This window comes from Paenarthrobacter sp. PH39-S1 (assembly GCF_030063245.1).
Classification (GTDB): Bacteria; Actinomycetota; Actinomycetes; order Actinomycetales; family Micrococcaceae; genus Arthrobacter_M.
Genome location: NZ_JASISR010000010.1, coordinates 80,836 through 96,006, shown reverse-complemented (window position 1 = coordinate 96,006; position 15,171 = coordinate 80,836). Strand labels below are relative to the sequence as shown.

Annotated in this window: 8 protein-coding genes and 1 tRNA gene; all 9 read left to right on the top strand. The window is 64.0% G+C overall.

Annotation, left to right across the window (positions count from 1 at the left end; translation table 11 throughout):
- Positions 1-14: 14 nt before the first annotated feature.
- The 9 genes from QMG52_RS08500 to QMG52_RS08460 all read left to right on the top strand — a co-directional run bounded on the left by QMG52_RS08500 (position 15) and on the right by QMG52_RS08460 (position 15,120).
- Positions 15-1,829 (top strand): ABC-F family ATP-binding cassette domain-containing protein, encoded by a 1,815-nt coding sequence (locus QMG52_RS08500; protein WP_283559986.1) that lies wholly within the window; start codon positions 15-17, stop codon positions 1,827-1,829.
- A gap of 228 nt (positions 1,830-2,057) precedes the next feature.
- Positions 2,058-2,129: transfer RNA gene (locus QMG52_RS08495), tRNA-Gln, on the top strand.
- Between the two features lie 307 nt (positions 2,130-2,436).
- Entirely contained in the window at positions 2,437-3,867 is a 1,431-nt protein-coding gene (gene glmU / locus QMG52_RS08490) for a bifunctional UDP-N-acetylglucosamine diphosphorylase/glucosamine-1-phosphate N-acetyltransferase GlmU (protein ID WP_502920472.1), read from the top strand.
- The gene (locus tag QMG52_RS08485) at positions 3,864-4,844 is read left to right on the top strand and encodes a ribose-phosphate diphosphokinase (protein ID WP_283559984.1); all 981 of its coding nucleotides are present in this window, start codon (positions 3,864-3,866) and stop codon (positions 4,842-4,844) included. The genes glmU and QMG52_RS08485 overlap by 4 nt, the downstream gene beginning before the upstream one ends.
- Before the next feature lie 218 nt (positions 4,845-5,062).
- Positions 5,063-5,680 (top strand): 50S ribosomal protein L25/general stress protein Ctc, encoded by a 618-nt coding sequence (locus QMG52_RS08480; protein WP_283559983.1) that lies wholly within the window; start codon positions 5,063-5,065, stop codon positions 5,678-5,680.
- A gap of 21 nt (positions 5,681-5,701) precedes the next feature.
- Positions 5,702-6,292, top strand: coding sequence for an aminoacyl-tRNA hydrolase (gene pth / locus QMG52_RS08475; protein ID WP_283559982.1), 591 nt, complete (start codon positions 5,702-5,704; stop codon positions 6,290-6,292).
- Between the two features lie 329 nt (positions 6,293-6,621).
- Positions 6,622-9,255 (top strand): AAA family ATPase, encoded by a 2,634-nt coding sequence (locus QMG52_RS08470; RefSeq protein ID WP_283559981.1) that lies wholly within the window; start codon positions 6,622-6,624, stop codon positions 9,253-9,255.
- A gap of 45 nt (positions 9,256-9,300) precedes the next feature.
- A complete protein-coding gene (locus QMG52_RS08465; protein WP_283559980.1) occupies positions 9,301-12,006 on the top strand; it encodes an ATP-binding protein in 2,706 nt (901 codons plus the stop codon).
- Positions 12,007-12,414: 408 nt separating this feature from the next.
- Positions 12,415-15,120, top strand: a complete 2,706-nt coding sequence (locus QMG52_RS08460; protein WP_283559979.1) for a helix-turn-helix transcriptional regulator — start codon at positions 12,415-12,417, stop codon at positions 15,118-15,120.
- Positions 15,121-15,171 lie beyond the last annotated feature (51 nt).

The window sequence follows — 15,171 nt, the reverse complement described above, 5'->3', positions numbered from 1 at the left end:
AAAGTAGTTGATCCGTGGCACACCTTCTCGGCGGCGAAAGCCTCACCGTCCAGTTCGCGACCCGTACCGTGCTGGACGGCGTTACCCTAGGCCTGGAGGAAGGGGACAGGATCGGCATCGTGGGCCGGAACGGTGACGGCAAATCCACCCTGATGCGCCTGCTGGCCCAACGCCAGACCCCGGACGAGGGCCGGGTCACGCTGCGCGGAAACGTCCAGGTCGGGTACTTGGACCAGTCCGACGTGCTCGACGCGGACCTGACGGTCGGGGAGGCGATTGTCGGGGACGCGGCGGATCACGAATGGGCCGCCAACCCGAAGATCCGCGAAGTCATGGGCGGATTGGTCGGCGAGGTCGACTGGCATGCCAACGTGCATGCGCTCTCCGGCGGCCAGAAGCGTCGCGTGGCGCTCGCCAAGCTGCTGATTGGCGATGACGACGTGATAATGCTTGATGAACCCACCAACCACCTGGATGTGGAGGGCGTCGCCTGGCTGGCCCGCCACCTGAAGACCCGCTGGCGCGCGAACGAGGGCGCGTTCGTCGTCGTCACCCATGACCGCTGGTTCCTGGACGAGGTCTGTACCAGGACCTGGGAGGTCCACGACGGCATTGTTGACCCGTTCGACGGAGGTTACGCGGCATATGTGCTGGCGCGCGCCGAGCGCGACCGCTCCGCCTCGGTGATGGAAAGCAAACGGGTGCAGCTGGTCAAGAAGGAGTTGGCCTGGCTGCGCCGCGGTGCTCCGGCCCGGACGGCGAAGCCGAAGTTCCGGATCGAGGCGGCCAACGAGCTGATTTCCGATGTGCCCGAGCCGCGCGATTCGGTCTCGCTGAGCAAAATGGCGACTGCCCGGCTGGGCAAGGACGTGCTGGATCTGGAGGACGTCACCCTTTCCTATGCAACGGACGACGACGGCGGCGCGCCGTTGCTGGACAACATCACCTTGCGCTTGGCGCCGGGTGAGAGGCTGGGCCTCGTCGGGGTCAACGGCTCCGGGAAGACGACCCTGCTGAAGCTGCTCAACGGACAGGTACCGCCGACCAAGGGCCGTCTTAAGCGCGGTAAAACGGTCCAGACGGCCGTCCTCACCCAGGAGGTCACTGAGCTTGACGACGTCCTGGACATGCGGGTCATCGAGGTCATCGAACGGGAAAAACGCTCCTTCGCCGTCGGCGGCAAGGACATGACCGCTGGCCAACTCGTGGAGCAGCTCGGCTTCACCAAGGATAAGCAGTGGACCCGCGTGAGCGAGCTTTCCGGCGGCGAGCGGCGCCGGCTGCAGTTGCTGCGCCTGCTGGTGGGGGAGCCGAACGTACTGATGCTCGACGAACCGACCAATGATCTGGATACCGATACGCTCGCCGCCGTGGAGGACGTGCTGGACGGCTGGCCTGGCACGCTCGTGGTGGTCTCGCACGACCGTTACCTGCTGGAGCGCGTCACCGACCGGCAGATGGCACTGCTGGGCGATGGCAAAATCCGCGACCTGCCGGGCGGAGTGGACCAGTACCTTCAGCTGCGCGAGGCCGCACTCGCCGGGAAAGCCGCGACATCGGGCCCGGCAGCGGCTGGACAGGACGCAGCGGCGCCGGCCAAGACCGGGCCGAGCGAAGCGGAGAAACGCGAAGCCCGCAAGGGGCTGGGCCGGATCGAACGCCAGCTGGGCAAGCTCACCGCGCAGGAGGAGAAGCTCAACGGGCAGATGGAAGCCAACGTGGGTAACCACGAGCTGCTGACCGGACTGAACCGCAAGCTGCAGGGCCTCGCGGCCGATAGGGAAGCCCTCGAGGAGGAATGGATGCAGGCCTCCGACACTCTCGCCTAGCCGGTCGCCAATCCATTCGCGCGCTGATACCTCTGCCCGGAACGCGGGAAAGTACACCCGTCACGCCGGGGGCAAGTCGGCGCGGATTGCTTCGGTCCTAGGATGAATCACATCCCGAGTCGCGGGCACGGTCACCGGCGTGGCAAACTAGATACTCGTGCGGCCGCCCGCATTGCTTCCGGACGCCTACGGCTGACTGGAGCAGCGGAATCAGCGGCGCCGGCATGGTCCGCCCTGGTGTAATGGCAGCACCCCAGCCTTTGGAGCTGTGGAGTATAGGTTCGAATCCTATGGGCGGAACAGAGAATACCCGCGTTCGCTCGGCGGTTTCGGTGAAGTGCGCCGCATGGCAGCGGAATCCGCAGCGGTCCGGTGACCGAGGGCGGCTTCCCGGGAAGGTAACATTGCGTTAACCCTTTGCTCAGTTTGACGACGGATCCAGTCCGGGTAGGAGTGCCACTTAGTGAGCCCCCGAAATACCAGTGAAGGCGCGGTTGGGGACGCGTCGGCATTCGAAGCAGCCGTTTCCCCGCCCGTCCAGCCGGCGGCAGAACCGGAAACGCAGCCGGCCGCGGTGATCATCCTCGCCGCCGGTGCCGGTACCCGGATGAAGTCCCGGAAACCGAAGATTCTGCACGAAATCGGCGGGATTTCGCTGGTCGGGCACGCCCTCGCCGCGGCCCGGGCGCTCCGCCCCAAGGTCCTTGCCGCCGTCGTCCGTCATGAACGCGACCTCGTCGCCGAACATATCTCGGCACTGTATCCGGAAGCGCTGATTGTCGACCAGGACCACGTCCCGGGCACCGGCCGGGCAGTTCAGTCGGCGTTGGAGGCACTGCCGGAAGGCCTCGAGGGCACCGTTGTGGTGACGTATGGCGATGTGCCGTTGCTCACAACTGCCCTGTTGGCGGAGCTTGTCGACGTGCACAGCACGGACCGGAATGCGGTGACGGTACTGACCGCGGTGCTTGACGACGCCAGCGGCTACGGCCGGATTCTGCGCGCCGGCGACGGTACGGTGCTGGGGATCCGGGAGCACAAGGATGCAAACCCGGTCGAGCGGGAAGTCCGGGAAATCAACTCGGGCATTTACGCCTTCGACGCCGCCGTGCTCCGTGCCGCGCTCGGGCAGGTCACCGCGGACAACTCGCAAGGTGAGATGTACCTGACGGATGTTCTCTCGATTGCCAGGAACGACGGCGGCAGGGTCGCCGCCGTTGTGACCGGGGACCGCTGGCAGGTCGAGGGCGCCAACGACCGCGTCCAGCTGGCCGCGCTGGGCGCCGAACACAACCGGCGAACAGTGCAGGCCTGGATGCGTGCGGGCGTGACGGTCATCGACCCGGCCACGACCTGGATCGACTCGACGGTGCTTCTCGAAGAGGACGTCACGATCCTGCCCGGCACCCAACTGCACGGCTCCTGCACGGTGGCCCGGGACGCCGTCCTCGGGCCCGACAGCACGTTAACGGATGTGCAGATCGGGGAGGGCGCCGAGGTGACGCGCACGCATGGCAGCGGCGCCAGGATCGGCGCGCACGCGCACGTGGGCCCGTTCACGTACCTCCGGCCGGGCACAGTCTTGGGCGCGGACGGCAAGATCGGCGCCTTCTATGAAACCAAAAACGTCACCATCGGCCGCGGCTCCAAGCTCTCGCACCTCGGCTACGCCGGGGACGCTGAGATCGGCGAGGACACGAACATCGGCTGCGGCAACATCACCGCGAACTATGACGGCGAACACAAGCACCGAACGGTGATCGGCTCGGGCGTCCGCACCGGCTCCAACACCGTCTTCGTCGCCCCGGTCAGTGTCGGAAACGGCGCCTACAGCGGGGCTGGCACGGTGATCCGCAGGGACGTGCCGGCCGGGGCCCTGGCCATCAACGTCTCCCCGCAGCGCAACATGGAAGGCTGGACGCTGGCCAAGCGCGCCGGTTCCGTCTCCGCCCGGCACACGGGCTCCGTCTCCGCGCGCCGTGCGGACCCTGATTCCTCCAGCATCCAGGCACCGACAGAAGAGGGCACACAAGTATGAGCGGAATTACGGCACATGGCGAGAAGAAACTGGTCCTTGCCGCCGGCCGGGCGCATCCGGAACTGGCACAGGAGATCGCCAAAGAGCTGGGCACCGAGCTGCTGCCCATCGATGCCTATGATTTTGCCAACGGCGAAATCTATGTCCGCTCCGCGGAAAGCGTCCGCGGCACCGATGTGTTTGTCCTGCAGGCGCACCCGGCCCCGCTGAACAACTGGCTGATGGAACAGCTGATCATGGTTGATTCGCTTAAGCGTGCCTCCGCCAAACGCCTCACGGTGGTGTCGCCGTTCTACCCGTATGCCCGCCAGGATAAGAAAGGCCGGGGACGTGAGCCGATTTCCGCCCGGCTGGTGGCGGACCTGTACAAGACCGCCGGCGCCGACCGCATCATGAGCGTTGACCTGCACACCAGCCAGATCCAGGGCTTTTTTGATGGCCCGGTGGACCATCTCATGGCCATCCCGCTGCTGGCCGACTACATCCGCACCCGCGTCGGCGGGGATAACGTCACGGTGGTTTCCCCGGACACCGGGCGCGTCCGCGTTGCCGAGCAGTGGGCGGAGCGCCTCGGCGGTGCGCCGCTGGCGTTCGTGCACAAGAGCCGCGACCTGACGGTCCCCAACCAGGCGATGTCCAAAACGGTGGTAGGCCAGATACAGGGACGGACCTGTGTGCTGATTGATGACATGATCGACACCGGTGGGACCATTTCCGGCGCGGTCCAGGTGCTCATGAATGCCGGTGCCAAGGATGTCATCATCGCGGCGACGCACGGCGTGTTCTCAGGGCCGGCGGCAAAGCGGCTGTCGGAGAGCGGCGCCCGCGAGGTGGTAGTGACCAACACGCTGCCGATCCCTGCCGAGAAGCGCTTCCCGCAGCTGACGGTACTCTCCATCGCGCCGCTGATCGCGCGGGCCATCCGCGAAGTGTTCGAGGATGGGTCGGTCACCTCACTGTTCGACGGTCAGGTCTAACACCCGGATCTGAGGTGCGCTGCTGCGGCCAGCGGGCTGGTAGGATTGTCCCGATACCTTGGCGAGGGATCGGTGCCGCAGCGGCACCGATCCGTTATCGACTGGGTCTTAAACTCCTTCGCGTTTGGCGTGTCGGCTTGGTTTAGGCCTCAGTTCCGGCCCTTAGTTTCCTGCCGGGGCCCCGCTGATCAACGAAAAACGAAATGAAGGAGTCACTCATGGCTGAGAAAGCTGTCAAGAAGGACGAGCAGAAGCTTGCCGCCGTCGTCCGCACCGAATTCGGCAAGGGTTCCGCCCGCCGTGCGCGCCGTGCCAACCAGATCCCGGCGGTTATTTATGGCCATGGTGCCGCACCGATCCACATTGCCCTCCCGGAACGCCAGACCACCCGCGCTGTCCGCGGTGCCAACGCCCTGCTGACCCTGGACATTCAGGGCGACGTGCACTTGGCCCTGGTCAAGGACATCCAGCGCGACCCGCTGCTGCAGATCATCGAGCACATTGACCTGCTGACAGTCCGCAAGGGCGAAAAGGTCATCGTTGACGTTCCCGTCGTGCTGATCGGTGAAGTCGCCCCGGGCGCCGTCACCAACCAGGAGGAAGTCACCATCTCCCTGGAGGCGGAAGCCACCAACCTGCCCAAGCACGTCGAGGTTGACATTGCCGGTCGCGAAGTCGGTGCGCACATCTACGCCGCCGACCTCGTCCTGCCTGCCGGCTCCGTCCTGCTGGCCGATCCGGAACTGCTGATCGTGAATATCTCCGAACCGGAAGAGCAGGATCTGGGCGAAGAGACTGAGGCTCCGGCCGCGGATGCTCCTGCTGCCGCCGAGTAATAACCCGACCGGTAGATCCACATGAGTAATACCTGGCTTGTAGTCGGGCTCGGGAATCCCGGGCCCGGCTACAGCCGTAACCGGCACAATATCGGCTATCTTGTCGTGGAGGAACTGGCCCGGCGGACGGGTTCCGGATTCCGCACCCACAAGGCACGCGCATTGGTGGCCGAGGGCAGGCTCGGCATCGGCAGTCCGAAACTGGTCTTGGCCAAATCCTTGACGTTCATGAATCTCTCCGGTGGACCGGCCGCCGCGCTGGCAAAGTTCTTTGACTTGGATGCAGAACATGTCATCGCCGTCCACGACGAAATTGACATTCCCTTTGACGCGATCAAACTAAAGATCGGCGGAGGCGAGGGCGGCCACAACGGGTTGCGCGACATGTCCAAAGCCTTGGGTACGAAGGACTACTACCGCGTGCGGGTGGGTGTTGGGCGGCCGCCGGGCCGCGCGGACGCCGCAACCCATGTCCTGAAGGACTTCTCCGCAACTGAGGCCAAGGACCTTCCATTCCTGATCCAGGATGCGGCAGATGCCGCCGAGCTTCTGATTTCCGCCGGTCTGCTGGAGGCGCAGCAGAAGTTCCACGGAGCCATGCGCGAAGTTTGATGCAGCCACCAGTAAAATCATCTATTCGCTGGGCAAAAAATTGTCTTCGTAGTTGACAAAGTTGTCAAGTTTCATGATAAGTTGTTTAGTTTCGCCGAGTTACCCGCATTCTATGGTTACTGGTGGTCCGCCGGGGTAGTGTTCGAACAAGCGGGGTGTCGTGGCGGTCCCGTGGGGTTCTTTAGCAGTGGGGGGATATTTGAATGAGGTTGCGGGCAGAAATTTCCGTGTCCGGGGATCGGGGAGCAACGGGTTTACTCCCGGGACGACCGGACGCCATCGAACATGTCAGGACTATATGGTCCGCAGGCGATGAACGCGCCAGGGCGGTGGGGTCAGCGCGCGAGGCCGAGATTGCTGCGCTGCGCCAATTCCTGGCGGACCCCGACAATCTGGGAGTACTTGTCACGGGCGAGGCAGGCGTGGGGAAGTCGGCGTTCGCTCGTGCTTGTCTGGGCCAGTCCACCGATAACCACCCCGTGTACTTCCGCGGCGAGCAATCCGCGAAGAATATTCCGTATGGATATTTGGGCTTCATGCTGGCGCGGGTACCGCCGAAGGCCTTGGACGACCCGATGTGCGTCATTCAAGGAATCGCAGCAGCCATCCGCGAGGATGCCGGGGGCAAGCCCGTTTACCTCGTCCTGGACAACGTTCAGTTCATGGACGAGATGAGCACAGCCGTCATTCTTCATCTCGTGGCCTCGGGAACCGTTCGCCTCATAGTTTTGGCCACCGACGCCAGCCTGGTGCCGCCGGACCTGCTCTACTTCCTGGATACCGGCCAACTTGTCCAACTCGATCTTGACCCTTTCACGCTCCAGCAGACCAAGACGATTCTGCACGGAACTCTGGGCCACTACGTCGGCTCCGGTGCGGCTGCGGTGCTGTATTCGCTGTCGCGGGGTAATTCGCGCGTCCTGTCTGCGCTCACCTCGGAACAACAGCGCACCGGAAATTTGGTGTTGCGCGGAGAAACCTGGGTGCTGAAGGAAATGCCCACCTTTGGTGGCAATGTGGAGGACCTTTTCAAGGCAACGTGGGCCCGCGCCGATGAAGCAACCCGAGAGGTTATTGAAGTCCTGGCGTTGGCGCGCCGGCTGCCGCTCGATGTCGCCATGGATATGTTTGGCGCCGCCGAGCTTTCCTGGATGGAGGATGACGGGCTGATCAACATCGAGGGCGCGACGCAGCAATGGGTCGCGCTGCGGGACCATTATGTTGCTGACATTGTCCGCAGATGGGTCCCGGCCGCCCGGAGCCGCGAGTTACACGCCAGGATTGTCCGTGAGCTCAAACCAGACATGTCCGCGATGAATGTGGATGACCTTCTGGCCCATGCGGCGTGGACGCAGGACTGCGGTGCTGCCCTGGAGCCGGACACGGCATTGGCCGCGGCCCGGCTGGCCGTCCAGCTTTACAACCCACAGTTTGCCTTACGCACAGCCGCAAATATCCCTCGGCTGGATCCCCTGTGGGTAGCGGGCCAGGAAGTCAAAGCCGCCGGCCACCTGCTGCTCTCCGACGCGAATTCGGCCGTGCGCGAGCTCCGGGATGTTTCAAGCTGGCAATTGGATGCGTTGCGCCCCGCGGAATACGTGGGCTACATTGTCGCACTCTGTGATGCGCTGATGCCGGGGAGCGGGGGCACGGTCGAGGTCTTGGCAGTCCTGCAGGCGGCGAGGGCAAGAATGGCGGCATGGCGGACGGGGGCGGATCCCCGGCTGCTGGAGGAGTTGGAACGGGGCGCCCATCGGCTGGAAATCGTGGAATTCGAGGTGGCGGTCTTCCTCGGCGACTATGCCGCCATTGCTGCAAGGCTCGAAGAGATCTACCGCTCGGACTCAACGGATGTGGAGTACCGGCTTTCCGCGGGCAGCCTGCTCGCGGAGGCATGGGCCCTCACCGGGCGGGAACTTGACGCTATTGCCCTGATCGGAGAAGTTTCTTCACTGATCGGGACACTCGATTGCCCGCCGTTTCGTCGCGACCGGCTCGGCCGGCGCGAATTCCTGTGCCGGTTCTTTTTGGGCCGATGGGAGGAATGCGTGCGTATGCTTGCCGGGGCCATGTCCGGGCCCGCCGCGAAGCTGCAATATCGGGGCGGTCAGGCAGAACTGTTTAAGGGACTGGCGTGGGCGTACGCAGGTCGCGCGAACGAAGCGCTGGAACCGCTGCTGGGCGCTGTGGCGCAATTGGAACTAAGGTCCGGGAACGATCATCTATACCTCGCGTACGCGGTGACGGCATATGCCTACGCCCAGCTCGGCGACAGGCCGCGGGTGCTGCAGTATCTCGCCCGTATGGGCACTTGCACGGGACCGTACTCCTGGCTGGCGCGCTCGCTTGCCGAAAACTGTGCCCTGATGGCCAGGCTCTGGACCGGAGATCCGAATGCCGCGGCCACGCTGATCAGGAGTGCCCAAGTGGATATAGCCCGGGGGCTCGTCGTGTCTGCAGGTATTGCCCTGATGGGAGCCTCTGTTGCCGGCAGCGAGGAAGTGGAGCGGCTGATCGAAGAGACCGCAAACCGCCGGCAGGGAACGCTGGCCGACATCGGAACGCTCTTCGTGGCCGGTAACCGCGCGAAGGACCCCCGGCCCTTCCTTAAGGCCGCGGACCTGGCCCAAAGCCTCCGGCTGGATTCGGCGGAGGCAAAATTCACGGCGCACGCAGTGGAGCTTGCTCGTCAGCGCGGCGATCGGGCCACGGTCAGGGCCGCCCAGCACCGCTTGGACACCCTCCAGGCCATCTTGCCCATGCGTCCGGTTGTCCACACCGACGGTTCGCTCGCGCTGACGGGTCGGGAACGCGAGATCGGGCTGCTGGCTGGCGGGGGAGCATCCAATAAAGACATTGCGCTGGCTCTGGACGTCTCCATCCGTACCGTTGAGGGACACCTTTATCAGATCTTTGCCAAACTGAATGTCAAGACGAGGGGCGAACTGGTTGGGCGCCTGTAACCGTATCGGGCGCAGCATGGCAAACCGTTGTGACAGGAATCCCGGATGATCGGCACCAAGGAGCTTGGCGGGAGGACGCTCATTGGCAGGGAACATATTATTGAGGGCGCGATCAATGCCATCCGGTCACCCGGCATGGGCGGCGTCTTTTTTATCGGCGATTCCGGTTTCGGAAAGTCGGTGACCAGCCGCCGGGTGGCAGAGCTGCTGCAGCAGGAAATGTCCGTTATGAACGTCCATGCCAGCTCATCGCTGGCCAAGGTTCCATTCGGCGTACTGGCACCATTTTTGACTGATCTGCAGATCGACGAAGGCAATTCGCCGGTGTCCATTCTGCGGGCAATGTGGACGCGGCTGGAACAATCCCACCACCTCAAGTCACACCCCCTGTTGCTCGTTGTCGATGACGCCGACCACCTCGATGAAGGGAGCGCCACGGTCATCGCGGAGCTGGCCACTGCCGGCTGGGCCAAGGTCCTGATCACCTCGCGGCAACAGCCGGGGCCGCCGCAGGACCTGAACAGGCTTTGGTACGACGGAATCGCCGAGCGGTTTGAACTGCCGCCGCTGAGCCGGGACCAGGTCAACCAGATGTGCCAGACGGTTCTCGGGGACGTTGTGGCGGCCAGCAGCAGCGATATTCTGTGGCGGAGTTCGCAGGGAAACCCGATGTTGGTGCAGGTTCTTCTCGACGAGTCCCGCGAATCGGGCAGCCTGATGCTCCAGCGCGGTGTTTGGCTTTTTGCAGGCGATCTGCCACGCGGCAGCGCGCTCAAGGACGTCATGCGACGCCGTTTTCTGCGCCTTTCCGACGCGGAGCGCGAGGCCCTGCAGCTGGTCGCGTTGGCTGAGCCCGTAGACCAGCAGGCAGTGGTGGCCATCAGTGGCGCGGCGGCGGTCGCAGCTCTGGTGGAGCACCAGCTCATCACCATCACGGGGGATGCTGTCCGTGTCCTGCGGCTTTGGCATCCACTCTATGGGGAAGCCATCCGCACCCTGGTGTCGGTGCCGCGAAGCCTGGTTCTCCGAGCACAATTACTCACCGAGCTCGCAGAGGAACCCGAGGATACGGAAGGCTTGCTGCGGCGGGTCAGTTGGGCACTCGATTGCGGTCTGGCGGTTCCAGATCGGTTGCTGATCCGGGCGGCTACCCTCGCCAGTCAGCTTTTCGACAATGATCTGGCCCAGCGGGCGGCCGCACAGGTGACAGGGCCGGGATATCAGCTGCGGGCACAGGTCATTATGGCCAGGGCGCACTATAACCGGGGCGATTACAGCGCGGCCGCCGCCTTGCTGGAGCCAGGCTTCGCGACGGGATCCACCTTGGAGGATCTGGTCGATGGAAGCCTGCTGTGGGGCAGCACCCGTTCCGCATTGCAGCACCCGGCGGAGGAGCTCCTGCGGGATGCTCAACGGCTGCGGGCCGCAGGGAAAAGGGTCGCGGCGGCCAGCCAGGATGAGTCGGTGCTGATTCTGCGGAAGATCGAGGACCACAGCGCCCTGCACGAACTAATGGCGCTGTCCGCCGCGGGAGACTTCAGCGCCCTCGGAGACAAGCTTCAGGTATTGGAGCACCATTCGCAGGCGCACCTGCGGACGACGGAAACCAAGGTTTTCATCCTGGTTATGCGCGCGGAGTGGCTGTGCGCCCGCGGACTGCCCCTCCAGGCACGCGTCAAGCTGGAGCAGGCCAGCGGCCTCTTCCAAGGCGGGTCTGAACAGGTCTTTTTCTTCGCCGAATTCATTTCCCTGCGGCTGGTTCTGTGCCTGCTCGACGCCGGCGACTGGAAAGGCGTGGACGCGGCCCTGGAACGGTTTGTCGTGGACTCCGGCCGTGGGCTGATCCCCTTCGGGGGCGGATTCTACGTTGCCCGGTGCTTTCTCCTGCTTCGGCAGCAGCGGTACGCCCAGGCCCTGGACGTGGTGCTGGCAGGGGTGGAAGCCGTCCGCAACAACGATCCCCAGCAGCTCTTCCAGCTGTGCGTAGCGATGGCATTCTTTGCTTCCGCTGCACTGGGGCAGGTAGCTGCCGCCCGTCAGCTGCTGGCCGAATTCGAGGTGGCCGGACACGGCGGTCCAAAGTTGACGCGCTGGTACGCGGACGCCTTTATGGCGGCAGGCAAGGAATATTGCGCCAAGGACGGAACCGGGCTTGACGAGCTTCATGACGTGGCCGATCTGCTCTCCGATGACGCAACCAAGGCGGTGGAGCTGCAGGCGCTCTTCCTGTGCATCAGCCTTAATGACAGATCCCGGCTGCCGCGCTTCCTTTCGGTCGCGGCGGACTGCGAAGGTCCCTGGGCCGCCGCGCTGCTGGCATATGGGCAGGCACTTGACGACGGCGGCGCTGCAGCTTTCATCCGTGCGGCAGAAACGCTGCGCGCCGTAGCCCTGACGCCTTTGGCCGCGGAATGTTTTGGCGTGGCGTCCCGCCTGTCAAAACGGGATGGAGACATCCGGAACGCCGCCTGGGCGGAGGCAGGGCGGAACGCCTGCTCCAATGACCTGGGGCAGCCGCAGGCTCAGTCTCCGGAAGCCTTGAACATCCAAAAAATCCTGACGCCCCGGGAACGGGCCATTACCTCACTGGCACTTGAGGGGCTGACGGATCGGCAAATAGCCGATCAGCTGCACTCGTCCGTGCGTACCGTTGAGGGCCATCTGTACCGCAGCTATGCCAAGCTTGGCATTGCCGGGCGCCAGGAGCTGGGCTTCGTGGTCGGGCTGACGTCGCCAAACGCCCTTCACTGACCAGACCCCTTTCCTGTTGGACGCCCAGCACGGGCGTGAACTTCGCCGTGCCCTTCGCCGTCCGGTCCCGTTCGCGGTCCGGTCCCGGTCCCGTTCGCGGTCCGGTCCCGTTCGCGGTCCGGTCCGGTCCTTGTAACGCGCCGTTCAATGTCGCTGCCGCTGCCTGTACTCAAAGGGTTGTCATCACGCCATGGCGGCCTGGATGATGACCGCTACCGTCCGCCTGCCCTGTAGCGCCGTGACTACTTGGTCCCTAAAAGCAGGCATCCTCCAGAGTACTGAGTACACCTGTCCCGGGCCGCCTGTGAAAATACTGGGAAATGGAGTACTTTCTACTCGTGCCATGGAGGCGGGACTTTCGTAAGTTTGGTTTAGCAGCACCCCCAACTGGATATGAAGGTCTCAAACATGTTGCACTCAGGTATTGCTGGCGCGGGCAAATCCATTTCACAGGATTCCGTATTTAGGATTATCCGGCAGAAGATTGAAAACTCCTCCTACTGTCGGCAACTGCTCGTCGACGACATCGTGACGGTTCTGACCGGCAGCACCAGGTGCGGGGTTATTCTCGTCGGGGAGTACGGCGCCGGTAAGACGTTTCTGACCAGAAAAGCAGCCGCGCAGTTGGGCGAGAACGCTTACATAGTGCAGGTGCGAGGCAGCTCGATGGCCTCCGACATGCCGTACGGGGCGTTCAGCTCACTGCTTAACGATCTTGACGAAGACGTGGTGGGAAACCCATTGGCTGTCCTGCGGGGACTCACCAAGCTGCTGCGGACCAGGGCCCATGGGCGCGACATCATCCTGTGTGTCGATAACGCGCAGTACCTTGACGAGCTGACGGCCCTGGTCGTCAGTCAGCTGACCGCCAACGGAACCGTGCATTTGTTGGCCGCCTGCGAGGACCTGGCCACGGCTCCCGGCGGCATCGTCGGGCTGTGGAAGGATGGTCTGGTGCGCAGGGTGGAAGTACAGCCCTTCAATGAATACGAAATGGCGCAGTGGCTGGTCGCCGCACTCGATGCCAAGGTCTCCCGAGCCCTGTCCGAGGCGCTGTGGGAAGCAAGCGGAGGAAATCCGCGTTTCGCGGAAGTCATCCTGCCGGAACAGATAGCCGCCAAAACGGTCGTGCAGCAGGATGGCATCTGGGTCCTCACCGGTAAGCCGTTCGAATACAGCACCACGGTTGCGGACACCGTGATGACTTCGCTTAACTCGCTTTCACAGCAGGAATGTCTGGTCATGGACGTTCTGGCGCTTTCCGGCGGCCTGACTCTCGACCGGCTGCTGGGCGTCGGTGATCCATTGGCCATCAACTCACTTGAGCAGCGCGGATATCTGGACATCACCCGGGGCGAGCCGTCCCGGGTCAGACTCTCCAACCGGCTGATCGTCCACATCCTCCGCAGCCAGGTGGCGATCGGAAGAAGCAGGGACCTCCATCACACGGTGGCCGCGATACTGGTCAAGACGGTTGTGACAGAGTCCGAAGAATTGTCCATGGCAGCGTGGGCTTTGAGTTGCGGCCTGGCCCTTGCCCCAGAGTTGGCGTTGCGCGCGGCCCGGCTGGCCAATTGCTCCGGCAACCCGGAAACCGCGCTGAACTTTGTTGCCGTCCTGCGGGACCCGGCGCAGCGGTTGGAGGCGGTCGCGCAGGAGGCCCGCGCGCTGATGGCATTGGGCGAGATTGAATCGGCCCGTTCCGTCCTGTTCAGCCAGGGCCTGCTCTCGGATCACATGCCGCTGGCGCAATGGGTGGAGATTCAGCTCATGCGTTCCAGGCTCGTCAGGTCTTCGGAAACACAACAACCGGATCCGCAGGCAATCCTCGATGCGGTGGGAGCGCGGCTGAACCGGTGCAGCGGGAGTGAGGGCTTGGACCCGGACAAGCTGGCGAATTTTAATGAGGAGCTGATCCTGGCGCGGGCAGAACTGGGGATTTATGGCGGCCGCTACGTCGAATTTGCGGCGGAATTGGCCAGAATCCACGCGTCAGGGCGCAGCAGGGACCAAAGACGTCATGCGGGAAGCCTGCTGTGCGAAATTCAGACCCTTACCGGACGCCAGACGGAAGCGGTCAAGCTGGCTCATGAGGTGGGCGCGCGGTCTGCCGGGTATGACGTCCTGCCGCCGCGCTGGGAGGTTGCGGACTCGGCCATACTACTGGCCATCCTGACCGGAACGGCTGCCCCGGTCCGGGCAGTTCCCGACGTTGCTATGTACTCCTGCACCTTTACGGGTGCCCGCGCGGCGGCGTTTGCCGAACTTGGAGACGGGCTGCTTTTCGCCTACCGGGGCCGCACGCAGGAGGCCCTGGAGCATCTGCTGCCGGCAGCCAGCCAGCTCCGGCAGCTGGATCCGGACGGGACTTCGGCGCTTGCGAGTGCCGCGGCAGCGTATGCCTACGCCTTGCAAGGAGACAATGACCGGGCATTGGAGTGCCTGAACAGCGGCAAACCACCGAGAGTCCGGACATCGCGGATGCTGGCGAGCGGGTGTGCGTATTTCCAAATACTGGCCTCGGCGGAGCTGGCCTCCAAAGAAAAGGCCATCGTGAGGCTGTTCAGCCTTGCCGATCAGGAGCGCCGGTGCCAGGCATCGTCCGCCGAACTGCTGTTCGTCCATGCGGCCGTTCGTCTTGGCAGCACCACCGGTGCACAGCGGCTGGTCGATGTGGCATCGGGCATCCATGGACCGTTTGCGCAGCAATGTCAGGACTACGGCACTGGACTGCTGAGCATGGACGCCGGCGTACTGACCGCCGTGGCGGAAGCCGCCTCGGGCAGCGGGGACGACCTGTTCGCCCGTGACGCCGCCCGCGCCGCGCTGAAATTTGCCGCCGATGCCGCGGACCGCAACATGATGAGGGTGGCCCAGCAGTTCATCCGCGGGAGTCTGGAGAAGCTCGGTGGCGTCAAGCGGTCCAGCGAGGACGGGGAGGCTTTGACCGCGCGGGAGCAGGAGGTCGCGGCCTGGGCTGCGGCGGGAGTCAGTAACCGGGCCATCGCGGCCAAAATGCACATTTCTGTGCGCACCGTGGAAGGCCATTTGTATCAGATTTACGGCAAGCTCCAGGTCACGTCAAGGGCGGAACTCAAAGACACCTTCGCCTGACTGGGGCAGACCGTGAGCCCTGGCCGCAGGAGCACGGCACGCGTGGAAGAA

Bases quoted from the DNA above. Each gene is read 5' to 3' on its own strand.
- glmU (WP_502920472.1), top strand. From the start codon at position 2,437: ATGAAGTCCCGGAAACCGAAGATTCTGCACGAAATCGGCGGGATTTCG.
- QMG52_RS08485 (WP_283559984.1), top strand. From the start codon at position 3,864: ATGAGCGGAATTACGGCACATGGCGAGAAGAAACTGGTCCTTGCCGCC.
- QMG52_RS08480 (WP_283559983.1), top strand. From the start codon at position 5,063: ATGGCTGAGAAAGCTGTCAAGAAGGACGAGCAGAAGCTTGCCGCCGTC.
- pth (WP_283559982.1), top strand. From the start codon at position 5,702: ATGAGTAATACCTGGCTTGTAGTCGGGCTCGGGAATCCCGGGCCCGGC.
- QMG52_RS08465 (WP_283559980.1), top strand. From the start codon at position 9,301: ATGATCGGCACCAAGGAGCTTGGCGGGAGGACGCTCATTGGCAGGGAA.
- QMG52_RS08460 (WP_283559979.1), top strand. From the start codon at position 12,415: ATGTTGCACTCAGGTATTGCTGGCGCGGGCAAATCCATTTCACAGGAT.